Annotated in this window: 23 protein-coding genes and 1 pseudogene; 15 read left to right on the top strand and 9 right to left on the bottom strand. The window is 67.3% G+C overall.

The features are described 5' to 3' along the window. From VFQ84_RS11280 to rluD, 3 genes are all read right to left on the bottom strand, one after another. The coding region (locus VFQ84_RS11280) for a Clp protease N-terminal domain-containing protein (RefSeq protein WP_325131727.1) at window positions 1–1,022 on the bottom strand (1,022 nt) is incomplete at its 3' end. A gap of 97 nt (window positions 1,023–1,119) precedes the next feature. After that, the gene (gene pgeF / locus VFQ84_RS11275; protein ID WP_325131726.1) at window positions 1,120–1,911 is read right to left on the bottom strand and encodes a peptidoglycan editing factor PgeF; all 792 of its coding nucleotides are present in this window, start codon (window positions 1,909–1,911) and stop codon (window positions 1,120–1,122) included. Window positions 1,912–1,913: 2 nt separating this feature from the next. Further along, window positions 1,914–2,921 carry a 23S rRNA pseudouridine(1911/1915/1917) synthase RluD gene (gene rluD / locus VFQ84_RS11270; protein WP_325131725.1) on the bottom strand — a complete coding sequence of 336 codons (1,008 nt, stop codon included), beginning with the start codon at window positions 2,919–2,921 and terminating at the stop codon, window positions 1,914–1,916. Window positions 2,922–3,052: 131 nt separating this feature from the next. Here rluD and VFQ84_RS11265 point away from each other — a divergent pair, with 131 nt between their 5' ends. Next, window positions 3,053–3,871, top strand: a complete 819-nt coding sequence (locus VFQ84_RS11265; protein ID WP_325131724.1) for an outer membrane protein assembly factor BamD — start codon at window positions 3,053–3,055, stop codon at window positions 3,869–3,871. Window positions 3,872–4,008: 137 nt separating this feature from the next. Here VFQ84_RS11265 and VFQ84_RS11260 read toward each other — a convergent pair whose 3' ends face one another. The 3 genes from VFQ84_RS11260 to sucC form a co-directional block, all read right to left on the bottom strand. Then, window positions 4,009–5,640 (bottom strand): NAD+ synthase, encoded by a 1,632-nt coding sequence (locus tag VFQ84_RS11260; RefSeq protein ID WP_325131723.1) that lies wholly within the window; start codon window positions 5,638–5,640, stop codon window positions 4,009–4,011. Between the two features lie 78 nt (window positions 5,641–5,718). Continuing rightward, entirely contained in the window at window positions 5,719–6,594 is an 876-nt protein-coding gene (gene sucD / locus VFQ84_RS11255) for a succinate--CoA ligase subunit alpha (protein ID WP_325131722.1), read from the bottom strand. A 12-nt stretch (window positions 6,595–6,606) separates the two neighbouring features. Next, window positions 6,607–7,767: an ADP-forming succinate--CoA ligase subunit beta gene (gene sucC, locus VFQ84_RS11250; RefSeq protein WP_325131721.1), complete on the bottom strand. Its 1,161-nt coding sequence runs from the start codon at window positions 7,765–7,767 to the stop codon at window positions 6,607–6,609. Between the two features lie 145 nt (window positions 7,768–7,912). Here sucC and VFQ84_RS11245 point away from each other — a divergent pair, with 145 nt between their 5' ends. The 14 genes from VFQ84_RS11245 (at window position 7,913) to VFQ84_RS11180 (ending at window position 23,104) form a co-directional block, all read left to right on the top strand. Further along, window positions 7,913–9,550 (top strand): HAMP domain-containing sensor histidine kinase, encoded by a 1,638-nt coding sequence (locus VFQ84_RS11245; protein WP_325131720.1) that lies wholly within the window; start codon window positions 7,913–7,915, stop codon window positions 9,548–9,550. Between the two features lie 53 nt (window positions 9,551–9,603). Next, entirely contained in the window at window positions 9,604–10,983 is a 1,380-nt protein-coding gene (locus tag VFQ84_RS11240; protein WP_325131719.1) for a sigma-54 dependent transcriptional regulator, read from the top strand. A gap of 287 nt (window positions 10,984–11,270) precedes the next feature. Further along, window positions 11,271–11,705, top strand: coding sequence for a pilin (locus VFQ84_RS11235; protein WP_325131718.1), 435 nt, complete (start codon window positions 11,271–11,273; stop codon window positions 11,703–11,705). A 178-nt stretch (window positions 11,706–11,883) separates the two neighbouring features. After that, window positions 11,884–12,315 carry a pilin gene (locus tag VFQ84_RS11230; RefSeq protein ID WP_325131717.1) on the top strand — a complete coding sequence of 144 codons (432 nt, stop codon included), beginning with the start codon at window positions 11,884–11,886 and terminating at the stop codon, window positions 12,313–12,315. 60 nt (window positions 12,316–12,375) lie between these two features. Next, window positions 12,376–14,244: a hypothetical protein gene (locus VFQ84_RS11225; RefSeq protein ID WP_325131716.1), complete on the top strand. Its 1,869-nt coding sequence runs from the start codon at window positions 12,376–12,378 to the stop codon at window positions 14,242–14,244. Between the two features lie 67 nt (window positions 14,245–14,311). Continuing rightward, window positions 14,312–15,427, top strand: coding sequence for a GDP-mannose 4,6-dehydratase (gmd, locus tag VFQ84_RS11220; RefSeq protein WP_325131729.1), 1,116 nt, complete (start codon window positions 14,312–14,314; stop codon window positions 15,425–15,427). 5 nt (window positions 15,428–15,432) lie between these two features. Continuing rightward, window positions 15,433–16,359 carry a GDP-L-fucose synthase gene (locus VFQ84_RS11215; protein WP_325131715.1) on the top strand — a complete coding sequence of 309 codons (927 nt, stop codon included), beginning with the start codon at window positions 15,433–15,435 and terminating at the stop codon, window positions 16,357–16,359. Between the two features lie 3 nt (window positions 16,360–16,362). Beyond that, window positions 16,363–17,706, top strand: a complete 1,344-nt coding sequence (locus tag VFQ84_RS11210) for a hypothetical protein (protein WP_325131714.1) — start codon at window positions 16,363–16,365, stop codon at window positions 17,704–17,706. A 3-nt stretch (window positions 17,707–17,709) separates the two neighbouring features. Further along, window positions 17,710–18,951 carry a DegT/DnrJ/EryC1/StrS family aminotransferase gene (locus VFQ84_RS11205; RefSeq protein WP_325131713.1) on the top strand — a complete coding sequence of 414 codons (1,242 nt, stop codon included), beginning with the start codon at window positions 17,710–17,712 and terminating at the stop codon, window positions 18,949–18,951. Then, window positions 18,948–19,832: an SDR family oxidoreductase gene (locus VFQ84_RS11200; RefSeq protein WP_325131712.1), complete on the top strand. Its 885-nt coding sequence runs from the start codon at window positions 18,948–18,950 to the stop codon at window positions 19,830–19,832. The genes VFQ84_RS11205 and VFQ84_RS11200 overlap by 4 nt, the downstream gene beginning before the upstream one ends. 5 nt (window positions 19,833–19,837) lie before the next feature. Beyond that, a complete protein-coding gene (locus VFQ84_RS11195) occupies window positions 19,838–20,674 on the top strand; it encodes a glycosyltransferase family 2 protein (protein ID WP_325131711.1) in 837 nt (278 codons plus the stop codon). Further along, window positions 20,671–21,417 (top strand): FkbM family methyltransferase, encoded by a 747-nt coding sequence (locus VFQ84_RS11190; protein WP_325131710.1) that lies wholly within the window; start codon window positions 20,671–20,673, stop codon window positions 21,415–21,417. Before VFQ84_RS11195 ends, VFQ84_RS11190 begins: the two co-directional genes overlap by 4 nt. A 23-nt stretch (window positions 21,418–21,440) precedes the next feature. After that, window positions 21,441–22,172 carry a glycosyltransferase family 2 protein gene (locus VFQ84_RS11185; RefSeq protein ID WP_414637037.1) on the top strand — a complete coding sequence of 244 codons (732 nt, stop codon included), beginning with the start codon at window positions 21,441–21,443 and terminating at the stop codon, window positions 22,170–22,172. 5 nt (window positions 22,173–22,177) lie between these two features. After that, window positions 22,178–23,104, top strand: a complete 927-nt coding sequence (locus VFQ84_RS11180) for a glycosyltransferase (RefSeq protein ID WP_325131708.1) — start codon at window positions 22,178–22,180, stop codon at window positions 23,102–23,104. A gap of 13 nt (window positions 23,105–23,117) precedes the next feature. On the opposite strand, the gene VFQ84_RS11175 is transcribed toward VFQ84_RS11180, so the two are convergent. The 3 genes and pseudogenes from VFQ84_RS11175 to VFQ84_RS11165 form a co-directional block, all read right to left on the bottom strand. Continuing rightward, entirely contained in the window at window positions 23,118–23,870 is a 753-nt protein-coding gene (locus tag VFQ84_RS11175; protein ID WP_325131707.1) for a class I SAM-dependent methyltransferase, read from the bottom strand. Continuing rightward, window positions 23,867–25,054, bottom strand: a complete 1,188-nt coding sequence (locus VFQ84_RS11170) for a glycosyltransferase (RefSeq protein WP_325131728.1) — start codon at window positions 25,052–25,054, stop codon at window positions 23,867–23,869. Before VFQ84_RS11170 ends, VFQ84_RS11175 begins: the two co-directional genes overlap by 4 nt. Before the next feature lie 28 nt (window positions 25,055–25,082). Further along, a pseudogene (locus tag VFQ84_RS11165) lies at window positions 25,083–25,412 on the bottom strand (glycosyltransferase family 2 protein); the annotation flags it as partial.

The following is a 25,412-nucleotide window of genomic DNA, read 5'->3' as shown; positions in this document are numbered from 1 at the left end:
GGCTCGCCCACGAACACCTTCTGGAAGCGGCGCTCGAGCGCGGCGTCCTTCTCGACGTACTTGCGGTACTCGTCCAGCGTGGTGGCGCCGATGCAGTGCAGCTCGCCGCGCGCCAGCGCCGGCTTGAGCATGTTGCCGGCGTCCATCGAGCCTTCGGCCTTGCCGGCGCCGACCATGGTGTGCAGCTCGTCGATGAACAGGATCACCTGCCCTTCCTGCTTGGACAGGTCGCTGAGCACGCCCTTGAGGCGCTCCTCGAACTCGCCCCGGAACTTGGCGCCGGCGATCAGCGCGCCCATGTCCAGCGACAGCACGCGGCGGTTGCGCAGGCCCTCGGGCACTTCGCCGTGGATGATGCGCTGGGCCAGGCCTTCGACGATCGCGGTCTTGCCGACGCCGGGCTCGCCGATCAGCACGGGATTGTTCTTGGTGCGCCGCTGCAGCACCTGGATGGTGCGGCGGATCTCCTCGTCGCGGCCGATCACCGGGTCGAGCTTGCCCGACTCGGCGCGGGCGGTGAGGTCGATGCAGTACTTCTCGAGCGCCTGCCGGTTCTCCTCGGCGTTGGCGTCCTGCACCTTTTCGCCGCCGCGCAGGGCCTCGATGGCCTGCTCCAGCGCTGCCTTCTGTGCGCCGCTGGCCTTGAGCGCCTGGCCCAGCGCGCCCTTGTCGTCCAGCGCCGCCAGCACGAACAGTTCGCTGGCGATGAAGCCATCGCCGCGCTGCTGCGCCAGCTTGTCGCAGACGTTGAGCAGCCGCGCCAGGTCGTTGCCCAGCGACACTTCGCCGGCCTGGCCGCTGACCTTGGGCAGCTTGTCCAGCGCCTCGCCCAGCCGCTGGCGCAGGGCCGCGGCGTTGACGCCGGCCTGGGCCAGCATCGGCCGCGTGCTGCCGCCGGACTGGTCCAGCAGCGCCACCATCAGGTGCAGCGGTTCGATCAGGTTGTGGTCGCGGCCCACGGCCAGCGACTGCGCGTCGCTCAGCGCCTGCTGGAATCGCGAGGTGAGTTTGTCCATTCGCATCGGGAGCCCCTTGGGAGTCCGGGGCGGCGGGTTGCCGCCCGTATGACCAGCAGATGGCGGCCCGACGCGGGCCTTTCAAGCGAAGGGCGGTGCCGATTCAGAGCGCGGACAGCGGCCGCGGGCCCTCAGCCGGCCAGCCGGCCAGCCAGGCCAGGGTGGCCATGCGGCCGCTGCGGCCGTCGCGCCGGTGCGAGAAGTAGCGGGACGGGTCGCTGATCGTGCACTCGCCGCCGCCGGATACCTGCTGCACGCCGACGGCAGCCAGGCGCTGGCGCGCCAGCGCATACAGGTCCACGCGCCAGTGGCCCGGCCGCGTGGCGGTAAAGGCCGTGGCCGCCGCCGGATCATGGGCAAGGAAGGCATCCCTCACCTCCGGGCCAATTTCATAGGCCCGCGGGCCCGCGGCCGGGCCCAGCCAGGCCAGCAGGTCGGCGGGCGACGTGGCCATGGCGGCGACGGTGGCCTCCAGGGCGCCGGCCGCCAGGCCGCGCCAACCGGCGTGGACGGCGCCGATCTCGCGGCCGTCGCGGGCGGACAGCAGCACCGGCAGGCAGTCGGCGCTGAGGATGGCCAGCACCACGCCGGGCGTGGCGGTCACCGCGGCATCGGCCACGGGCTCGGGCCCGCCGGTCGGCGGCGCGTCGAACCGCGCCACCGCCGTGCCGTGCACCTGGTCCAGCCAGTGCGGCTCGGAAGGCAGCGCCAGCCAGCCCGCCAGGCGCGCGCGGTTGGCGCGGGCCAGGGCCGGGTCGTCGCCGCAGCGCAGCCCCAGGTTCAGGCGATCGAACGGCGGCGGCGACAGTCCGTCGCCACTGCGCAGGCTGGTGCCGCCGCGAACGCCCGCGGGCACCGGCCAGGTCGCTTCGCTCCAGGCCCGGGCCAGGTCCATGGCTACTTCTTGTTGAAGGCCGCGGTGTCGTTGCGCAGGTCCAGCACCAGGCCCTGCATGTCCTCGGGCACCGGCGCCTCGGTGGTCACCAGGTCGCCGCTGGCCGGGTGCCGGAAGCTCAGCTTCTCGGCGTGCAGGGCCTGGCGCTTGAAGCCCTGCAGCCGGACCGTGAGCGCCTCGGTGGCGGCCTTGGGCAGCCGGAACGAGCCGCCGTACAGCGGATCGCCGACGATCGGGTGGCGGACATGGGCCATGTGCACGCGGATCTGGTGGGTCCGGCCGGTTTCCAGGCGGCACTCGACCAGGGTGTGGGCGCGGAACTTCTCGCGCACGCGGTAGTGGGTGATGGCGTCGCGGCCGGGCGCGCCCTCCTTCGCCACCGCCATGCGGACCCGGTCGGTGGGATGGCGGCCGATCGGCGCATTGATGGTGGTGCCGGCGACCATCGTGCCCTGCACCACGGCCAGGTACTGGCGGTGCACCTCGCGGCCGGACAGCTGCTCGACCAGGGAGGTATGGGCGCGCAGGGTGCGCGCGACGACCATCAGGCCCGAGGTGTCCTTGTCGAGGCGGTGGACGATGCCGGCACGCGGCAGGCCGGCCAGGCGGGCGTCGAAATGCAGCAGGGCGTTGACCAGGGTGCCGCGGGGGTTGCCGGCACCGGGGTGCACGACCAGGCCGGCGGGCTTGTTCACCACCAGCACGTCCTCGTCCTCGAACAGGATCTCGAGCGGGATGTCCTCGGGCAGGGCCTCGCCGGTCTCGACCTCGATGCGGACCGACAGGGTGACCGGCTCGCCGCCGCGCACAGCCTCCTTGGGCTTGACCAGGCGCCCGTCCAGCAGGGCGTCGCCGGACTTGATCCACTCGGTGAGGCGGGAGCGGGAGAAGTCCGGGAACAGCTCGGCCAGGACCTGGTCGAACCGGCGCCCCGCGGAGGCCAACGGGATGCTGGACTCGAGCAGTTCGCGCTCGTTGTCGTCGTTTTCTGGCGGATTGGGCTGGGACATGGGGATCTCGTGGGGCCGGGGCGGGCCCGGGGTCGCATTCATGGAGGCGACAGCGGGCTTTCCGGTATTATCCCTGAACCAGCTGCCTCCAGCGCCCTGACTTGCCCAACCTGATGACCCGACTGCCCGGAATGACGCGTTTCCTGATGATCCTGATGCTGGCCGTGGGCCTCTCGGGCTGCTCGACCATCGGCGGCTGGTTCGGCGACAAGGAGCCTGAAACCGAGACGCTGCCGGTCGAGGCCATGTACGCCACCGCCAAGGAAGCGCTCGACGGCCGCAACTACGCCCGCGCCGGCCGCTACTACCAGCGCCTGGTCGCCCGCTTCCCGTTCGGCGAATACAGCGAGCAGGCCCAGCTGGAGCTGGCCTACGTGCAGTACAAGCTGGCGATGACCGAGGAAGCGACCTCCACCATCACCCGCTTCATCCGCACCTACCCGACCCACCCGCACATCGACTACGCCTACTACCTCAAGGCGCTGATCAACTTCGACCGCAGCTCCAGCGTGCTGCTGCGCCTGGTGCGCCAGGACCTGGCCACCCGCGACCTCGGCGCGCCCACCCAGAGCCTGAACGACTTCGCCGACGTGGTCCGCCGCTACCCGAACAGCCGCTACGCGCCGGATGCCCGCCAGCGCATGGTGTTCCTGCGCAACCTGCTGGCCCGGCACGAGGCCGGCGTTGGCCAGTACTACCTGCGCCGCGGTGCCTACGTGGCCGCCGCCAACCGCGGCAAGTACCTGCTGCAGACCTACCCGCAGAGCGAACACGACGGCGATGCGCTGGCCCTGATGGCCGCGTCCTACGCCGCGCTGGGCCAGGACGACCTGGCCGCCGACGCCCGCAAGGTGCTCGAGGCCAACCACCCCGACCACCCCTACCTGTCGCAGGGCGACAGGTGGCCGCAGGGCAACGGCATCATCAGCCGCATCAACCCCTTCGACTGAAAACCAACAGGGGTGACCTAGAGGGGTCAGAGACGTTTTGCGTTTGAAACGCGAAACGTCTCTGACCCCTTTTTTTGGTCTTTTCCTGGCGCGCTTGGCGAAGGCCTGCGGGCCGGGAAGCCCGCCTGCATGGGGCGCTAGTCGCGCCAGCCCGAGGTGATGGGATAGCGCCGCTCGCGGCCGAAGGCGCGCTTGGACAGCTTCGGGCCGGGCGCGGACTGGCGCCGCTTCCACTCGTTCACGCGCACCAGCTGCAGCACGCGCCGCACGGTGTCGGGGTCGAAGCCTTCGGCCACGATCTCGGCCAGCGACATGTCCTGGTCGACGTGGCGGAACAGGATCGCGTCCAGCATCTCGTAGGGCGGCAGCGAGTCCTGGTCGGTCTGGTTCTCGCGCAGTTCGGCCGACGGCGGGCGACGGATCACTTCCTCCGGGATCGCCGGCGACCGCGCGTTGCGCCAGTGGCACAGCGCCTGCACCTCGGTCTTGTACAGGTCCTTGATCGGGCCGAAGCCGCCGCACATGTCGCCGTAGATGGTGGCGTAGCCGACCGCGTATTCACTCTTGTTGCCGGTGGTCAGCAGCAGGCCGCCGAACTTGTTCGACAGGGCCATCATCAGCGCCCCGCGGCAGCGCGACTGCAGGTTCTCCTCGGCGATGCCGGGCTCGAGCCCGTCGAACAGCGGCGACAGCGCCTGCAGGAAGCCGGTGAAGGGCGCCTCGATGGCGACCGTCTCCAGCCGCACGCCCAGCAGCCGCGCCTGCTCTTCGGCCAGGTCGTTGCTCAGGTCGGAGGTGTAGCGCGACGGCAGCCGGACCGCGGCCACGTTGCGGGCGCCCAGCGCATCGACCGCCAGCGCCAGCACCAGGCCGGAATCGATGCCGCCGGACAGCCCCAGCCAGACCCGGTCGAAACCGTTCTTGCCGCAGTAGTCGCGGATGCCGCGGACGATGGCGCGATAGGCCAGCGACTCGCGGGTCTCGTCGTCTTCCTCGGGCCACTGCACCGCACTGAAGCGACGGTCGTCGGCGTCGAAGTCGGCCACCAGCCAATGGTCCTCGAAGGCACGCGCCGCCGGGTGCACGTGGCCGTCGCCGTCGGCCAGCACCGAGGCGCCGTCGAACACCAGTTCGTCCTGCCCGCCCACCAGGTTGAGGTAGGCAAGCCCGGCACCGGCCTCGATGACGCGCTGGGCCAGCAGGGCGTCACGCTGCGCGGTCTTGTCGCTTTCGAACGGGGAAGCGTTCGGCACCAGCACCAGCTCGGCGCCAAGCGCCGCGGTTTCCGCCATCGGCTCGGCGAACCACAGGTCCTCGCACACCACCAGGCCGACCTTCACGCCCTTGAGCTCGAAGCAGCAGGCGCCGCCGTCGGGATCGACCGCGAAATGCCGGCGCTCGTCGAACACCGCGTAGTTGGGCAGCTCGCGCTTGCGGTAGGTCAGGTCGATCCGCCCGTCGCGCAGCACGCTGGCGGCGTTGTAGACCACCGACCCGGCCGACTGCGGCCAGCCCACCACGGCGGTGATGCCGCGGCATTCGGCGGCGATCTCGTGCATGGCCTGCTCGCAGGCCGACAGGAAGGCCGGCCGCATCAGCAGGTCCTCGGGCGGATAGCCCGACAGCGCCAGCTCGGGGAACAGCACCAGGTCGGCGCCGTGCACGTCGCGCGCCTCGGCCACCATCGCCTTGATCCGCTGCGTGTTCGAAACCACCGCGCCCACCGGGAAGTCGAACTGGGCCAGGGCGATGCGTAGCTTGCGGGTCATGTCCGGCATTCCGTGGTTGGGCCTGGAACGACGAAGGGCCGCACGCGGCGGCCCTTCGGGTCGATCGGTGGACCGAGTTTACTTCTTCAGGCGGGCCGCGATGGCGGCACCGAGGTCGCCGGGCGACTTGACGGTGGTGACGCCGGCCTTCTCGAGCGCGGCGAACTTGCCGGCCGCGGTGCCCTGGCCGCCCGAGGCGATGGCACCGGCATGGCCCATGCGCTTGCCGGCCGGGGCCGAGGCGCCGGCGATGAAGCCGACCACGGGCTTGGTGACGTACTCGGCGATGAACTCGGCCGCTTCCTCTTCGGCGCTGCCGCCGATCTCGCCGACCAGGATGATGCCCTCGGTCTGCGGGTCTTCCTGGAAGAGCTTGAGCGCATCGATGAAGTTGGTGCCGTTGATCGGGTCGCCGCCGATGCCGATGCAGGTCGACTGGCCGAGGCCGGCGTCGGTGGTCTGCTTCACGGCTTCATAGGTCAGGGTGCCCGAGCGCGAGACGATGCCGATCTTGCCGGGCAGGTGGATGTGGCCCGGCATGATGCCGATCTTGCACTCGCCCGGGGTGATCACGCCGGGGCAGTTCGGGCCGATCAGCACGACGTCGTCGTAGCCCATCAGGGTGTTCTTGACGCGCAGCATGTCCAGCACCGGGATGCCCTCGGTGATGCAGACGATGACCCGGATGCCGGCGTCGGCCGCCTCCAGGATGGCGTCGGCCGCGAACGGCGGCGGCACGTAGATGACCGAGGCGTCGGCGCCGGTCTCTTCGACGGCTTCACGCACGGTGTTGAAGACCGGCAGGCCGATGTGGGTGGTGCCGCCCTTGCCCGGGGTGACGCCGCCGACGACCTTGGTGCCGTAGTCGAGCATCTGCTCGGCGTGGAAGGTGCCCTGCTGGCCGGTGAAGCCCTGGACGATGACCTTGGTGTTCTTGTTGACCAAAACGCTCATGGAATGTTGTCCTCAGGCTGCAGCGGCGACGGCGAGCTTGGCGCCGTCGTTGATGTCGTTGGCGGCCTGGATGGCCAGGCCGGAGTTCTTGAGGATCTCCTTGCCCTTTTCGACGTTGGTGCCCTCGAGGCGCACGATGACCGGCACCTTGACGTCCACTTCCTTCACCGCGGCGATGATGCCCTCGGCGATCATGTCGCAGCGGACGATGCCGCCGAAGATGTTGACGAAGATGGCCTTGACCTTGTCGGACGACAGGATGAGCTTGAAGGCCTCGGTGACGCGCTCCTTGGTGGCGCCGCCGCCGACGTCGAGGAAGTTGGCCGGGCTGCCGCCGTTGAGCGCGATCACGTCCATGGTGGACATGGCCAGGCCGGCGCCGTTGACCATGCAGCCGATGTTGCCGTCCATGGTCACGTAGTTCAGGTCGTGCTGGCTAGCCAGCACCTCGGTCTCGTCCTCCTGGCGGATGTCGCGCATCGCGGCCAGGTCGGGGTGGCGGAAGGTGGCGTTGTCGTCGGAGTTGATCTTGCCGTCGAGCACGGCCAGGTCGCCGTTGGTGAGGATGGCCAGCGGATTGAGCTCGACCAGGGCCAGGTCCTTGTCGTTGAACAGCTTGTACAGGCCCATCATGATCTTGCTGAGCTGGTTGACCTGCTTGGCGTTGAGGCCGAGGTCGAAGCCCATCTCGCGGCACTGGTAGGGCTGCAGGCCCTGGACGAAGTTGACGTTGAGCGTCTTGATCGCGTCCGGGTTCTCGGCCGCGACCTGCTCGATCTCCATGCCGCCTTCCGCCGAGGCGATGAAGGTGATCGAACGCGTGCCGCGGTCGACCAGCACCGAGAGGTAGAGTTCCTTGGCGATGTCGGTGGCCTGGGTCACCAGCACCGTGTCGACCGGCAGGGCGATGCCCGCGGTCTGGTACGTGGCCATCTGGGTGCCGAGCATGCCCTGGGCGTACTCGCGGACCTGGTCCAGGGTCTTGGCCAGCTTGACGCCGCCGGCCTTGCCGCGGCCGCCGGCATGGATCTGGGCCTTGACCACCCAGAAGTCGCCGCCGATGGCCTTGGCCGCATCCACGGCCTCTTCAGGGGTACGGGCGACGCGACCGGCCGGGACGGCGATGCCGTAGTCGGCGAACAGTTGCTTGGCCTGGTATTCGTGGAAGTTCATGCGGCTACCTGTGCTTGGGGAGGGCTCGCGAGCGAGGGGCCGTATTGTCGCCGACCCCCCCGGCAAAGGCAAAAGGCACCGTCCCCGGGTCCCCGGGGCGGGCCGCGCCGGGTGGCGGCGCCGGGAACGCAGGCATAATCGCGCCATGGCGACCCCTGCCCCCCGTAGCGCCCAACCCGCCTCCCCCCAACGGCGGGAGCTTTACTTCTTCACGCTTTACCGCGTGCTGGAGGCGGCGCTGCTGGCCCTGGTCGCCTTCAGCCCGCTGGGCGAGTTCATGCTCGAGATCCGCGAGCCGACGATCCTGCGCAGCATCGTCGTGGTCTACCTCGCCATCGCCCTGGGCATGGTCTACGCCAGCTACCGCAACGAGGCCTCGCCGCGGCGCCAGGCGGCGATCGGCCTGGGCGTGGACCTGCTGGTCGCAGCCGGCGTGCTGGCCTGCACCAGCGGCAGCCAGGGCGGGATCGCGCTGCTGCTGCTGTTCAACGTCGGCGCCGGCGCCCTGATCCTGCCCCAGCGCGCGGGCCTGGCCTTCGCCACCGCGGCCGCCCTGCTGGTGCTGGCCGACAGCCTGCTCAACCGCGCCTTCGACCCGCTCAATGCCCGGCCCCTGGCCGAGTCGGTGATGTTCAGCGTCACCTACCTGGCCACGGCGGTGCTGTGCGAGCTGCTCAGCCGCCAGGTGTCCGAGTCGCAGGCGCTGGCCGAGCGCCGCGGCGAAGAGCTGGCCAACCAGGCCGAGATCAACGAACTGGTGATCCGCCGGATGCGCACCGGCATCCTGGTGGTGGACGGCGAGCACCGGGTGAAGGTCTGCAACGAGGCCGCCTGGGGCCTGCTGGGCAAGCCCTCGCCCGACCGGCAGCAGCTGGCCGACGTGGCCATGGAGCTCCATCGCGCCCTGCTGCTCTGGCGCCAGGGCCGGGGCGACATCCCGCGCGCCATGACCCTGGCCGAGGGCGCGCCCGAGGTACTGCCGCGCTTCGTGTCGCTGAGCCTGACCGACAACCTGTTCCTGATCTTCCTCGACGACAGCCGGATCTATTCCGACCGCGCCGAGGAGCTGACCCTGGCCACGCTGGGCCGGCTGTCGGCCAGCATCGCCCACGAAATCCGCAATCCCCTGGCGGCCATCAACTATTCGGTGCAGCTGCTGGAAGAGACCGCCGAGCTGCCCGAGGCCGACCGGCGCCTGCTCGAGATCATCCATACCCAGTGCCAGCGCATGAATGGCATCGTCCAGGACATCCTGGGCCTGGCCCGGCGCGAACGCTCCCAGCCCGAGACGCTGGACATCAGCCAGTTCGCCCGCCGCTTCGTCGATGAGTACCGGGCCAGCCATCCGCTGGAAACCGACATCCTGCAGGCCGTCAGCGACCGCAGCACGCTGGCCATGGCCGACCCGCGCCACCTGCACCAGGTGCTGACCATCCTGGTCCAGAACGCCCTGACCTACGGCCGCATGCCCGGCGAGCCCGCCAAGGTGACCGTGGCCGTGCGCAGCACGCCGCTGGGCGCGCCGCCCGAACTCAACGTGGTCGACCGGGGCCCGGGCATTCCCAGCGCGGTGGCCGAGCAGATCTTCACGCCTTTCTATACGACCAGCGAGCACGGCACCGGCCTGGGCCTCTATATCGCCCAGCAGCTGTGCGAGGCCAACCAGTGCACCCTGACCTACCAGCCGGTCCCCGGCGGCGGCAGCTGCTTCCGCATCATCCTGCCGCCGGGCATGACCCTGATGCAGGACGATGGCGCCCCGGCGAGGCTCAATCTGGCCTGATCCCCGCCGCTTCGGCTAATGTGTACGGGTTCCCGCCCCCCTTCCGGTAAGTGATGACGACCCCCCGCAGCGCCCTCGTGGTCGATGATGAACGCGATATCCGGGAGCTGCTGGTCCTGACCCTGGGCCGCATGGGCCTCCGGGTGGACACGGCGGCCGACCTGTCGAGCGCACGTGCCCAGCTCGCGCAGGGCAGCTACGACCTTTGCCTGACCGACATGCGCCTGCCCGATGGCTCGGGCCAGGACCTGATCGAACATATTTCCCAGCGCTATCCGGACACGCCGGTGGCGATGATCACCGCCTTCGGCAACGTCGAGGCCGCGGTGCAGGCGCTCAAGGCCGGGGCCTTCGACTTCGTCACCAAGCCGGTCGACCTGGCCGTGCTGCGCCGGTTGGTGCAGCACGCGCTGGACCTCAACGAGCAGCGCCGCACCGCGACGCCCGCCAGCAACCGGCTGATCGGCGACTCGCCGCGCATGCAGCAGCTGCGCCAGACCATCGGCCGCGTCGCCCGCAGCCAGGCCCCGGTGTACATCAGCGGCGAATCGGGCGTGGGCAAGGAGCTGGTGGCGCGGCTGATCCACGAGCAGGGTTCGCGCGCGGCCGGCACCTTCGTGCCGGTGAACTGCGGCGCGATCCCCTCCGAGCTGATGGAAAGCGAGCTGTTCGGCCACAAGAAGGGCAGCTTCACCGGCGCCCACGCCGACAAGGAAGGCCTCTTCCAGGCCGCGAACGGCGGCACCCTGTTCCTGGACGAAGTGGCCGAGCTGCCGCTGCACATGCAGGTGAAGCTGCTGCGCGTGATCCAGGAGAAGTCGGTGCGCCCGGTCGGCGCGCCGGCCGAACTGCCGGTGGACGTGCGCATCCTGTCCGCCACCCACAAGAACCTGGCCAGGCTGGTCGAAGAGGGCAAGTTCCGCCAGGACCTTTATTACCGCATCAACGTGATCGAGCTCGCGGTGCCGCCGCTGCGCCAGCGGCGCGAGGACATCGGCGTGATCTCGACCGCGATCCTGGCCCGCCTGGCGGGTGCCCAGGACGACGCCCTGCCGGCCCTGTCCGAGGAGGCGGAGGCCGCGCTGGCCGCCTACCCCTTCCCCGGCAACGTGCGCGAGCTCGAGAACATCCTCGAGCGCGCCGTGGCCCTGTGCGAGGGCCACCGGATCGAGGTCGCCGACCTCTACCTGCCCCAGGTCGACAGCCTGATCGGCCAGGAGGCCGACGCCCCGCTGCGGCCCGGCGCCCCGCCCTCGCCCACCGCCTTCGGGCCCGACGGCACCCCGCTGCCCGACGCCATCGAGCAGATGGAGCGCGAGACCATCCAGAAGGCGCTGGAAGCCAACCGGTACAACAAGACCAAGACCGCGATGCAGTTGGGCATCACCTTCCGGGCCCTGCGCTACAAGCTCAAGAAACTGGGGATGGAGTGACGCCGGCCCTGTTTTGGCGAGAAGTGTGACGGCTCTCACACAATGGCCCGGGCAGGTAGTGACGCAGCGGGTCACTTTATGACGCAAGCGAAAAAACCTTGCGGCATGTCCCGGAATTGGCTGGCCTTGCGTTCAACACTATGCCTATATTCCGGCCTGTGCCGGTCCTATACCGGCTGGCACAGATGATGCATCACCGTTACAGCACGTGCCTTGGCACGGCCACCCACGGACGGTCTGACCGTTCCAACACGTGACAATCACAATCCACCCTAGGGGATTTACCCATGAAGAACATCCAGAAAGGCTTCACCCTGATCGAACTGATGATCGTGGTCGCGATCATCGCCATCCTGGCCGCGATCGCGCTGCCGGCGTATCAGGACTACATCGCCAAGTCGCAGATGACCACCGGCCTGGCCGACATCCGTGGCGGCGTGACGGCGTTCGAAGAGACCATCCAGCGTGGTTCCACCGGCACCGCGACCCTGGTCGACATCGGCCTGGCCGCGACCACCCCGCGTTGCGACGTGACCATCAACGGCACCTACAACGGTACCGGCCAGTTCATCCGCTGCACCGTGAAGGGCAACCCGAAGGTTGCTGGCAAGACCCTGACCCTGACGCGCGACGCGTCCGGCCAGTGGCCGTGCAGCATCGCCGGCACCTCGGCGGGTGGCTACAAGGTCTCGTACAACCCGACCGGCTGCACCGGCTCCTAATAGCCGAGGCATCGTTTGGAACGGAAAACCCCGGCTTCGGCCGGGGTTTTTCTTTGCCTGCGTTATTGAAGGGGACCCTGCCAGGCGGCCACGGCGGTAGCGTGATCCGGTTGGCACATTTCATGCTTCATTCACAATGACCGCTCGGCCATTGGCGCCGGCACCCAGGGGATTGCAGATGACTCCGTCCGTAGCCGCACACCGAAGCCGCGCCGCCGGCTTCACCCTGATCGAGCTGATGATCGTGGTGGCCATCATTGCCATCCTGGCCGCCATCGCCCTGCCGGCCTACCAGGACTACATCGCCCGCAGCCAGGTGGCCGCGGGACTGGCCGACATCTCCGGCGGCCGGGTAACCTTCGAGTCCCAGGTGCTGGTGAACAACGCCACCACCTTCAACGTGGCCGACATCGGGCTGGCCCAGGACACTCCGCGCTGCACCATCACCATGAATCCCTCCAACAGCGCCGGCTTCATCCGCTGCCAGCTCAAGGGGAACCCGCTGGTGGCGGGCAAGTACATCGAGCTGCAGCGCACCAGCAGTGGCTCCTGGAGCTGCGTCGCGGAAGCCTCCCTGGCCACCAAGTACCGCCCCGAAGGCTGCAACTGATACTCACGACGCGAGGGGAATCCGCACTACACTCGGGTTCCCCGGTTTGGATGGCGTCTGATGCCGCGTCTGCTTGGTAGTCCGCTGCTTGTTTGCCTGGGCCTGGCGCTCGCCACGCTCGCGATCTACTGGCCCGGCCTGACCGGCGCCTTCCTGTTCGACGACTACCCGAACATCGTCAGCAACCCGATCATCCAGATCCAGTCGCTGGACTGGGCGTCGATCCGGCAGGCCGCCCGCGGCTACGTGCCGGGCGAGATCGGCCGCCCACTCGCCACGATCGGATTCGCGCTCGATTTCCTGGCCTGGGGCAAGAATCCCTGGGGCTACAAACTGCACAGCGTGATCGTGCATTCGGTGAATGCGCTGCTGGTGTTCGCCCTGGTCCGCCGCCTGCTGCAGGTCCCCGCGGCCGGCTGGCAAGGCAGGAACACCACCCTGGCGGCCGCCGCGATCGCCCTGCTCTGGGCCGCGCACCCGCTGCAGGTGTCCACCGTGCTTTACGTGGTCCAGCGGATGGAGATGCTGTGCCACACCTTCGTCCTGCTGGGCCTGCTGGCCTACCTGCACGGTCGGCTCAGGCAGCAGGCCGGGCAAGCCGGCGCAGGCTGGCTGGTATTCAGCGCGTTGCTGGCGATGGCCGGCCTGCTGGCGAAGGAGAGCGCAGCGCTGTTCCCCGTTTACACGCTGGCGCTGGAGCTGACCCTGCTCCGGTTCGCGGGCCAGGGGCCCGCGTTCGCCAAGCGCATGGCCTGGGCCTATGGCCTGGCCACCGGCCTGGGCGCGCTGGTGTTCTTCCTTGTCGTCCTGCCGCCGCAGCTCGCGCCCGAGGCCTACGCCTATCGTCCGTTCACGCTCGACGAGCGCCTGCTGACGCAGCTGCGCGTCCTGCCGATGTACCTGGGGCAGATCCTGTTCCCGCTGCCCCGGTACATGGTTTTCTACTACGACCAGATCGAGCCGTCCCGCAGCCTGCTCGAACCCATGACCACGCTGCTCGGCGGCGGACTGATCGTGGGGCTGCTGGCGCTGGCCGCGGTGCTGCGGCAGCGGGCGCCGCTGGTGTCGCTGGGCATCCTCTGGTTCTTCGGCGCGCACTTCATCACCAGCAACGTGCTGCCGCTGGAGATGGCGTTTGAACACCGCAACTATTTCGCCTTGCTCGGCATCCTGCTGGCACTGGCCGACCTGCTGCGACGCGTTCCCGTCCAGGACACCCAGACCGGCAAGGCCTTGATGGCGGGCATCGTGACGGTCTTCGTGGTCTTCCTGTGCGTCATTCGCGCGGCCACCTGGGGCGCGGAGTTCCACCTGCACACCGACCTGGTCGCCCACAACCCCGGCTCGCCGCGCGCCAGCAACGACCTGGCGATCTTCTACATGGGCATGTCGGACAGCAATCCGAATTCACCCTTCTACGCCTGGGGGATGCGCGAGTTCGAACGCGGATCGCTGCTGCCCAATGCCTCCCCGCTTCCGGAGCAGGGCCTGATCCTCTCGGCCGCGGCCGCCGGCCAGCCCATCAGGGACGAATGGTGGGACCGGATGATCCAAAAGCTCCAGACCCGCCCCATCGGCGTGCAGGAAGGCCTTGCGGTCGTCGGCCTCCTACGCCAACGCAGCGAAGGCGTCGAGATGGACGATCGCCGCTTGGCGCAGGCTTACACCACGCTCGCCGACCGCTCGGGGCAATTGGCGTCGACCTATGCCGCCATGGGTGACCACGCCATCAACACCCTGGGCGACGAATCCCTGGCGCGCGACCTTTTCCTGAAGGCCATCGACGCTTGCCGTGACAATCCGACCTACGCGAGGCAGATCATCGAAACGCTCGCCTTGGAAGGCCACACGGCAATCGCGAACGCCGCGCTTGGACGAGCCGCCGAACTGGGTATCCCCGTGGAAGACCCCTCGCCGGCGCGCGAGTGAGCCGATCCCTGGCAAACGTCCTTTCCCATTGACCCTGGTCGAGAAGCAAATGAGCAACCCTCCCGAGATGAACCGAAAGCGCGCCCTGATCACGGGAATCACCGGACAGGACGGCGCCTACCTGGCCGAGTTCCTGCTGGGCAAGGGCTACGAGGTCCATGGCATCAAGCGCCGCGCGTCCTCCTTCAACACCGACCGAATCGACCACCTCTACCAGGATCCGCATGAAGCAGACCGCCGACTGGTGCTTCATTACGGCGACCTCACCGATGCGACCAACCTGATCCGGATCGTCCAACAGGTGCAGCCCGACGAGGTCTACAACCTCGGCGCACAAAGCCATGTGCAAGTGTCCTTCGAATCGCCCGAGTACACCGCCAACGCGGACGGCATGGGCACACTTCGCCTGCTGGAAGCCATCCGGATACTGGGCCTCGAGGGCAAGACCCGCTTCTACCAAGCCTCGACATCGGAGCTGTTCGGCAAGGTGGCGGAAATCCCGCAGTCCGAGACGACGCCGTTCCATCCGCGATCGCCGTACGGCGTAGCGAAGCTCTATGCACACTGGATTACGGTCAATTATCGCGAGGCCTACGGACTGTTCGCCTGCAACGGAATTCTGTTCAATCACGAGTCACCGCTCAGGGGCGAAACCTTCGTCACCCGCAAGATCACGCGCGCCCTGGCCCGCATCCACCTCGGACTCCAGGACTGCCTTTACTTGGGCAACCTCGATGCACGGCGCGACTGGGGTCATGCTCGCGACTATGTCGAAGCCCAGTGGCTGATGCTTCAGCAGGATCATCCCGAGGATTTTGTTATCGCCACGGGCGAGCAACACTCGGTTCGCGACTTCGTTGGCCTTGCCGCCCGGAAATTGGGCATCGCACTTGAATGGAAGGGCGAAGGAAAGGAAGAAACGGCGATCGTGGTCTCGGCGGCCGAAGGCTCCATGGCTCCGATCGGCAAGCCCATCGTCGCCATCGACGCCCGCTACCATCGTCCGGCCGAGGTCGAGACCTTGTTGGGAGATGCCTCCAAGGCGCGGGCGAAGCTTGGGTGGTCACCCCGGGTGAGCTTCGATGGTCTGGTCGGGGAAATGGTCGAGGCCGATTTGGCCCTCGCCAGGCGGGACGCCTTGGTCCGGGACGCGGGATATCGCGCAAGCTCCCCGCGGGATTGACGGCCATGGACAAGAGCGATTGCGTTTTCGTGGCGGGCCATCGGGGCCTGGTGGGCAGTGCCGTCGTGAGGCATCTGCGCAAGGAGGGATTCACCAACCTACTGCTGGCGGACCGGGCGGCGCTGGACCTGACCGACCAAGCCGCCGTGGCGTCTTTTTTTTCCCGTCACAAGCCAGCCTACGTCTTCATGTGCGCCGCGAAGGTCGGGGGAATCCACGCCAACAGCACGTTTCCCGCCGATTTCATCCGGGAAAACCTGCAGCTCCAGACGAACATCATCCATTCGGCATGGGCTAATGGCGCGACGAAACTGCTCTTCCTCGGATCGTCGTGCATCTATCCGCGCGAATGTCCCCAGCCAATGAAGGAATCACACCTTCTCTCCGGTCCACTGGAGCCGACCAACGAGCCCTATGCCATTGCGAAGATCGCCGGCCTGAAGATGTGCCAGGCCTACCGCAACCAGTACGGTTTCGATGCAATTTCCGCGATGCCCACCAACCTGTACGGGCCAGGAGACAACTATCATCCCGAGAACTCCCACGTCGTCGCCGCACTGATCCGCCGTATCGAAGCTGCACGCACGCAAGGGCTCGCCTCGGTCACGATATGGGGAACCGGACAGCCGCTTCGTGAGTTCCTGTTCGTCGATGACCTTGCGGAAGCGCTGGTCTTCCTGATGCAAGGCTATAGTTCCACCACGCCGATAAACATAGGCTCCGGCCAGGAGCTGTCCATCGCCGAGCTCGCCAGGCAGGTCGCGGACGCCTTGGGCTACCAGGGCCGGATCGAGTTCGACCCCTCGCGCCCGGATGGCGTGAAACGAAAGCGACTGGACACCAGCCAAATGGACGGGCTTGGCTGGCGCGCTAGAACTCCGCTGGAAAAGGGACTGGCGTCGGCCATCGCGGATTTCCGGCGCTCAAATTGATCCATGCACATTCCGCCAATGGTCGCGCGTGATTCGCCAAGCCAGCGGGCGGCGTCTGTCGCCCGCGCCAGCGCGTGGGCGGTGGCCGCAAGGCTGGCGTCCCTGGCGGGCATCTTCATCGCGGCACCTTTCGCACTAACGGCACTGGGGCCCGTGGAGTTTGGTGCCTGGGCCTCGGCAACGGCCTTCCTGTACCTCGCAGCATTCCTCGACCTGGGCCTTGGCAACGGCACCATGAACCTGGTCGCCACGGCGCATGCCCGCCACCAGGCCGATCTCGCGCTGGCCTACCTGCGGGAAGGCACCAAGGCGCTTGCGCAGATCGGTCTGGCATTTGCTGGAGTCGCCCTGGCCTGCGGCTGGCTCCTGCCCTGGCACCGACTGCTTGGACTTGGCGAGGAGCACGCGGAGTCGGCGCGCGCGACGGCGCTGGTCGTCGGCATTGGCATGGCGGTTTCCGCGCCCCTGAGCCTCGCGGGAAAGGTCCAACTCGGACGAAGCCAGGGCCAGCGAACCTACCGTTGGCAAGCGGCCGGCCACTTGGTATCGCTCGCCCTGGTCGTCTTCGCGTCGACCCAGCGTCTCGGATTAGCCGCCATCACGGCCGCCGCGATCCTTGGCCCCTTGCTGGCATCGTCGGCAAACACCCTGCTTCTCTGGCGCGAAATGGCGGGCCAGTCGAGCCCGGCGCCAGGCGATGCCGGCGCACTCCGATCCAGGATCCGCAGGGACGGCCTGACCTTCTTCGTCCTGCAGGTCGCGGCGGCGCTTGCACTGACGGTCGACGTCCCGCTGATCGCCTGGCTCCAGGGCGCTGAGGCCGCCACGCCCTACGCCCTGGCGCAGCGGATCTACTCGATCATCCCCATTGGCCTTGGCCTCGTACTCGCGCCGCTCTGGCCGATCTACCGCCAAGCGTTCGCCACTGGCGACCACGCCTGGGCCAGCCGGACCCTTCGAACCACCCTGGCGACCGGTGCCATCTTCGCCATCACAACCTCAACTGTGCTGACCCTGGGCTTCAGCCAGATCATGACGGCCTGGGTCGGAGCCGCGCCGCAGCCGCACATCCTGCTCGCTTACGGACTGGCCACCTGGTGCATCCTGGAATCATTCGGGGTTTCGATGGCCACCTACCTGAATGCCGCAGGCATCATGCGGATACAGTTGGTCACGGCCTCCTTCTTCGCCGCAGGCTGCATCTGCCTGAAAATCCTCGCCCTCACCCACTTCGATGCCTGGCTGCTGCCCTGGATCACCGCGTTGGTCTATCTTGTCACCACCCTGCTGCCGACGTTCGGCGCAAGGCGGAGGCTGATGCAGCTCGCGGCAACAAAAACCTACTAACCGATGAAGTCGCCCGCCATGGCCAGTCCAACCAAAAACTCGTTCCCGCTGGTCGACTCCAGCTTCGACAACCAGGAGATCCTGCGCTGCATCGAGACCCTGCTCAGCGGCCAGCTGACGATGGGGAAGCGGGTACTCGAGTTCGAGCAGGCTTTCGCAAAAGCGGTCGGCGCACCTTATGCGGTGATGGTCAACTCGGGATCGTCCGCGAACCTGCTGTCCGTTTCCGCCGCGATCAATCCAGCGCGAACCAGGCGGCTTGCGCCGGGAGACTACGTGGCCGTGCCCGCCGTCTGCTGGTCGACCTCGATCTGGCCCCTGGTCCAGCTCGGCCTCCGGCCGGTACTGGTGGACAGCGACGCGGATACGCTCAATCTCTCGATCCCCTCCCTTGAGCGGGCGCTTGCGCGTTTGCCCATCCGGGCGGTGATGATGGTGCACATCCTCGGGAACACCACGTCGATGGATGAGCTGCTTGCGCTGGTCGAAAGCCACGACCTCCTGCTTATCGAGGACACCTGCGAATCGCTGGGCTCGACCCATCGCAGCCGTTCGCTCGGCACCATCGGCGACTTCGGCACCTACAGCTTCTATTTCTCGCACCACATGACGACCATCGAGGGTGGCATGGTCGTCACCAAGTCCCTCGAGGACTACGACCTGCTCAAATGCCTTCGGGCGCACGGCTGGAGCCGCGAGCAGAGCAACCGCGTCGAGATCGAGGCGAGGCATCCCGAGATCGACCCCCGCTTCCTGTTCATCAACTCCGGCTACAACCTCAGGCCAATGGAGATCCAGGCTTCGTTCGGGCTCGAGCAACTCAAGCGGCTCGATCGCATGAACGAGAACCGGCGCGACAATTTCCGCAGACTCACCGATGCTTTCCGATCGAACCCAGCGTGGCGCGACCAGATTTGCTTCCCCCGTGCGACCGAGGGCGCGGACCCTTGCTGGTTCGGATTCCCGTTCCAGATATCGGAGGACATCCGTTTCGACTATCCGAAGTTCACCGGACTACTGATGCAGAACGGCGTGGACACCCGCCCGATCGTGTCCGGCAACATGGCCCTCCAGCCCGCGGTCAGGATGTTCGACGTCGACTGCTCCCTCGGCCCGTTCGATGGCGCCCAGAGAATCCACGAACGGGGTGTGTTCATAGGCATCCACACCGAGCCCCTGGCGCAGGCGCGACTGGATTGGCTGGTCGGGGTCGTGCTCGACAGCCTGGAGCTGAGCAGGCAATGAGTTGGGCGAGCCTCGCCACGCGTCCGGACTTCCTCCCGGCGTTCGACGCTTGGGCGAAACTGCCGCAGGGCGTGGTCGCCGTCACGGGCGCTCGGGGCACCCTTGGCCGCCTCCTGACCCGTCGCCTGGGCGAAGCCGGCGTCGGCTACAGCGAGTTCGAGGGAGACATCCGGGAGCAGTCCGAGGTCCAGCGTTGGATCGCCGCCACCCGCCCGTCGCTGGTCATCCATTTGGCCGCGGTTGTCCCGACGGGCGCCGTCTCGGCCAATCCGGCGCATGCGATGCAAGTCAACGCCGCCGCCACCGTCGGCTTGGTCGATGCCATCTCCAGGCTTCCAGACCCAGCCTGGCTCTTCCACGCGTCTTCTAGCCATGTCTATGCCCCCGTGGCGGTCGGGAACGGCCCACTCCTCCGGCTCCGCGAGGACTCCCCGCTATCGCCCGGGACGTATTACGGCGCGACGAAGCTGGCCGCCGAGAAGATCGTCGAGCCACTTAGCCGGCAACTGTCCGTTCCGGCCTGCATCGGCCGCGTATTCAGCTTCTTCCACGAATCCCAGCCGGAGTCCTACCTGGTGCCCGGTCTCTTCGCTCGAGCCCGCGCCCCGGAAGCCTCGTCCGGTTTCCCCGTCCACGATGCGGACGCGGTCCGTGACTTCCTGTATGCCGACTGGGTGATCGACGCCATCCTCCACTTGGCCGCGATGCGAGTGCGCACTACCGTGAACATCGCCTCGGGAGATGGCACCACCGTCGGGGAAATGGCCCGCAGGGTCCTGGACCACGCGGGAAGCGCGCTTACCATCGAACCTCGCCCCGCCGAGAACCCGGGCGCGCTGGTCGCCGACGTCGGCCGCCTGCGACAAGCCATTGGCCGGTAAACGAGATGAGCAGCCGGCCATCGATCATCATTCCGACCTTCAACCGCGCGAACCTCGTGCATCGTGCCATCGAGTCCGCTCTTGCGCAGACGATTCCCTGCGAGGTCATCCTCGTCGACCACGGCAGCACGGACGCGACGCCCCAGGTCGCAGCCGCCTTCGGCGAAAGGATCCGCTACATCCGCCGCGAGGTGGACTCAGGCCCCATCGCCTGCTGGCGGGACGGCGTGGATGCCGCCACCGGCGACTTCATACATTTCACGTTCGATGACGACTGGATCGAACCCGACTTCATGTCGGCCTGTATCGGCGCCTTCACACCTGATGTTGCCTTTGTCTACACACAGGCAGCACTTCGAACCCCCGATCTGAAGACGATCGGAAAGGTGGCGAAGCATCCGCCTGGCCGGCATCCCGTGGCGCGCGTCGTCAAGCATCTGCTCCTCACCCGATTGACGCTCAGTCCGGGTTGCGCCGTGTTCCGCCGCCTTGATGCCGACAAGTACCTCCTGCCTTCGGTTCCCGGAGCCGACGGTCGCTACGGCGCGAACTCCGGCGTAGGCGAGGACCTGCTGCTGTTCCTGCTGCCGACTTTGGACTATTCCGAATACGTCCACATTCCCCGCCCCTTGGCCAGCTTCATGGCGCACCCGGGGAGCATCACCATGGACGCCATGGCGAGCGGCCGGCACGAGCAGTTGGTCGAGGCTTATGCGAAAGCCCGTCGTCACTACTTGTCACTACCGGGCGCCGTCCAGGCGCCTGCCGGCGCAAGTGCCCTGCTTTTCAAGGCCACTTGGGCACTGGGTGCAGCGATCGCCATAGGGGAGGCGCGGAAGTGAAGTTCTTCACCGGTATCGAAGCCACCATCCGTCGAGCCGCGAATCGATTCGGACTGGACGTGACCAGGTATCGTCCGCAAAGCACCGAGCTTGGCCGCCTGCGGGCGATGTTGAGCCACCACCAGGTGGACATGGTGCTGGACGTCGGCGCCAATGCCGGCCAGTTCGCCAACGGCATCAGGCGGGTTGGATACTCCGGCCAGATCATTTCCTACGAGCCGCTGGCGGAGCCGCATGCCCTCCTGATGGAGGCCAGCAAGCAGGATCCTGCCTGGCATGTCGCCGAACGCGTCGTTGTTGGCAGGGCGCCGGGCGTGGTGGAAATGAAGGTCGCGGGGAATTCCGTCAGTAGCTCCGTGCTGCCCATGCTGGCCATGCATAGCGACGCCGCCCCGGGATCGGAAACCGTCGCCACCCAGAGCGTCAGCGTCCAGACACTGGATTCGCTGGCACTGCCGCTGTTGGGTCCGGACGCCAGGCTGTTCATCAAGATCGATACCCAAGGCTATGAGGATCGCGTCCTGGACGGCGCCACGGCCCTGCTTGATCGCGCCCGTGGCGTGCAACTCGAGGTATCGCTGGTACCACTCTACGAAGGCCAGGCTACGCGCGAGGCACTCATGTCGCGCATGGAAGCGGCTGGCTTTTCCCTTTGGTCGATCTGGCCGGGATTCTTCGACCCGACGAGCGGCCGATTGCTTCAGTTCGACGCAACCTTCTTCCGGGAGCCGGGCACGCGATGACAAGGTCCCCGCCGCGTCTTTCCGTGGTGATCGCGACCTTCAACGCGTCGTCCACGCTCCAGGAATGCCTGGACTCCATTACCGGGCAGGATTTCCCGGATATCGAGATACTGGTCGCCGATGGCGGCTCAACGGACGGCACGGCCGATGTCATTGTCCGGAACGCCGCCCGGATCGCCTGGTCCTGCTCGGGCCCGGACGGTGGCATCTACGATGCCTGGAACAAGGCCGTGGCCATGGCGAGGGGCGAGTACGTGATGTTCCTGGGCGCGGACGATGCCCTCGAATCGGCGACCACGATGTCCCGAGTCTTCGCCTTGATCGGTGACCGGGAGTTTGACCTGGTGAGCGGGATCGGCGTGCTAGTGGACGACGCCGGGGTTGGCTACCACCGCTTCGGCGGCGCTTGGAACCATCGCAAGGTGGGGCGGCGCATGACGATTTGCCATCCCGGCGCCCTTCACCGCCGCGATCTCTTCGACCGCTTTGGATGCTTCGACACCAGTTATCGGATCTGTGCCGATTACGACTTCATCCTCAGGCTCCCCCAGGATACCCGCGCACTATTCTTCGACGCGCCGATCGCGCGCATCCGTGATGCCGGCGTCAGCAGGCGCAGGCGCATGCAGGCGCTTCGCGAGCGCTACCGGGCCCAGTCGAGCTGCCCCAGGATCGGGCCGGCGTTCGCTGCCTTGTACTACCTGGACAAACTTTGGCGGATTCCGGTGGCAAGACTGCTGGGCATCCCGAATTGACCACGATGGTCAACAACCTGGACACCACGCGCGTCAGCGTCGTCATCCCTACCTACCGGGACCCCCTGCGTGCGGCCGCTCTGGTAAGGGAGCTTCGCGCGCAAGACCTGCCAGTGGGCGTCCTGTTGGAGATCATCGTCGTGGACGACGGCTCCGGCGACAATGTCGCCCGTGCGCTCGCGCTTGCCGTAGGCGACGATGCAAAGGTCATTGACCTGCCCGTCAACGTCGGTCGATCGGCGGCACGAAACGCCGGCACGTCCGAAGCGTCATCTGAACTCATCATGTTCATGGATTGCGACTGCCTTCCGGAGACGCCTCGTTTCATTCGCGCGCACCTTGCCGCCTGGGACGAAGGTACCGTCGCCACCATTGGGCACGTGGTCGGGAACGGCGAGGGATTCTGGCATCGCTACCAGTCGACATCGTCCCTTCGCCGGCAGCGCCAGCACGCCGCCGGCGTCAGCTACTCAGGCTCAAGCCAGAACTTCATGGTCCGGCGCACGGCCTTCGACGCTTGCGGTGGCTTCGACACCGCGTATCGCGGCTATGGCTTCGAAGATCGGGATCTCCAGATCCGGCTGATGGCGCACGGCGAAGTTCGCTGGGCTGGTGACGCCACGGTGAGGCACATGGATGAACTGTGCATGTCGGATGTCGCCCGCAAGCTCGCGGAAGCAGGCGGAAATTCCGCCCGGATATTCCGCGAACGCCATCCGGAGGCCTACCGCCAGCTGGGCTATTCCTCGCTGGATGTCGACTGGCATCCGTGGCTGCGGCTGCCGGCAACTCTGGCGGCACGCATGGTTCCAGCACTGGCCAGGGGACTGGACCGGATGCTCGCGAAGCGCTGGCTTCCCTATCCGATCGCGAGCCTGCTCGTTCGGGCCCTGTCGGCAGCAAGTTACCTGTCAGGCGCCCGGCCGGGCTGATCACCCAAGCGCCTCACCGAACCTGCGACTTCGAGAGCGCGTAAATCAGTGTCGGGAAAACCCGGCGCAGCAGCCGATAGCCCCCATCCGGTATGCGCTTGAGGACGAGGCGATACAGCCATGCCTTGGGACGCTCTAGTTCAAAGGTCAGTCTCAACGCCTCACCATGGACTTGGCGCGCGTCGAACCCCGCTCCATGCAGCAGCGATTCTGCCTTTGTCGCGGTCAGCGGCCGGCAGTCGTAGTGGCTTCCCTTCCCGGCGATACGAACGTACCGGTCCGCCATCCAGCGCGGCATCCAGCTCAGCATCACCAGGCCGAAGTGAGGCTCCACCAGCATCCAGCGATTCGGAACGGCAAGGTAAGCCCGGCCGGATGCCTTGAGCACGCGATGGATTTCCCGCAAGTGGGTGGCTTGGGCGCGCTCGTCACCGACATGCTCGATCACGTGGTTGCTGATTACGACGTCGAACGTCTCGTCGTCGAACGGAAGGATGACACCATCGACTTGGGCGAACCTGTAGCCGTCGGTCACCTGTCGGTTGTCCTGCACGTCCACGGCATCCACATCGCAGGCCAGGTCCGGGTGATTGCCGAAATAGTGCGCAATTCCGCCTGCACCCGTCCCCACTTCCAAGACCTTCAAGGGGGTCTGCTGACGATTCAGTGAAAGGATCCGCTCGATCTTGCGGCCTTTTGCGAGGCGGGACGCCAGGTTGAGGGATGCGTGCGGCTGGCGGATAGGCTCGGACGCGGGAGCGTTCATTGGCGCCCCTCACGGGCCAGCCGAGTCAGTCGTTCGGCGTAGCCCTCCGCGACGACGGCCCAGTCGAACCGATCAAGCAGGCTCGCGCGCAGATCGCGCGTATCCGGAGGATTGGCGAGCACGCCCGAGATCGCATGGGCCAGTTCCTCGACAGAACCGGCTTCGACGATCGCGGCGGGAGCGTACCCTCCCGCGAAAACGTCCCGGACCGCTGGCAAATCACTCACGACCACCGGACACCCACACCCCGCCGCCTCCACCACCACCAGCCCCAGCCCCTCCTGGTCACCATCCGCGGTGCGCACGAACGGCGCCACGAACACGGCCGCCCGGCGGTAGAGCGCCGGCAACCCGTCCTGTGCAATCGCCCCCGTGAACCGGACATGCGATTCCAGCCCAAGCGCCCGGACCTGCTCCCGGCAGGCGGCCTCCTCGGGCCCGAACCCGACGACGGTCAGGAACGCCTCGGGATGCGCGGCGATGACGGCCGGCATCGCGTCGATGAGATGCCGCAGCCCCTTCTTCCCGACCAGGCGGCCGACGAACAGGATCTCCCCGGGCGACCTCGCGGCGTCCGCGCGCGGGGTGAAGCGATGCGCCAGGTCCACGCCCATCGGCTGGACGTGGACCTGCGAGGCCTCGATGCCCACCCTGGCCATCTCGTCGCGCATCGCGGCGCTGACCACGGTGACGGCCCCGGCGCGCTTGGCCACGAGCCGCTTCATCGCGGTGAAAACACGCCCCCTGAGGGCAAACAGGTCCGCGCCATGCGACGTCACCAGGTACGGGACGCGCTTGCGCCCCAAGGCATGGACCAGCCAGGCCACCAGGCCCTGCGGGACCAGCCAATGGGCGTGGATGGCACGGACATCCTCGCGGCGGGCGATGCGTGCCGCCGTGAGCCACTGCGACAGGAAGAAGCCGGGCAGCAGCAGGAACTTCCAGCGCGCCTTGCGCAGGTTGGCCAGGATGCCGCCGTCGTTCACCAGCGTTTCCCAGCGGCGGGGCGCATAGCGGAAGCGAACCACGTCGACGCCCTCCAGGCGCTCGCGCGGGGCGGCGCCTACGGCAGCCGGCACCACGGCGATGACCCGGAACTGGTCGGCCAGGCGCTTGGACAGCTCATGGACGAAGCCCGGCTCGGGGTCCCCCGCCCAGCGCGGATAGGTCGACGCGAGCACCATGAGGACCGGGCGAACGTCACCGGCCCGGTCAGGGGTCACGGCGGTAGGTCAGCGCGGTGATCTGCTCGGACACCAGCCCGATCAGGAAGATGATCACCGCCGCGCTGAGCAGCAGCGCACTCATGTTGGTGAAGCGCCCCTGGGTCGCGAAGGTATAGCTGTAGTACCCCGCCCCGAGCAGGAAGAACCCCATCCCCACCGGGGCGAACAGCTTCAGGGGCGAATACAGCGTGGCGATCTTGAAGATGATCAGCAGGAACCGGATGCCGTCCTTCAGGGGCCGGATGTGGCTCGCGGTGCCCACGCGCTTGTCCACCCGGACCGGCACGTAGTCGACCGGATAGGCGCTGCGGAAGAA

The sequence above is a fragment of the Arenimonas sp. genome (assembly GCF_035721105.1).
Classification (GTDB): Bacteria; Pseudomonadota; Gammaproteobacteria; order Xanthomonadales; family Xanthomonadaceae; genus Arenimonas.
This window is presented reverse-complemented; position numbering and strand designations above follow the sequence as displayed.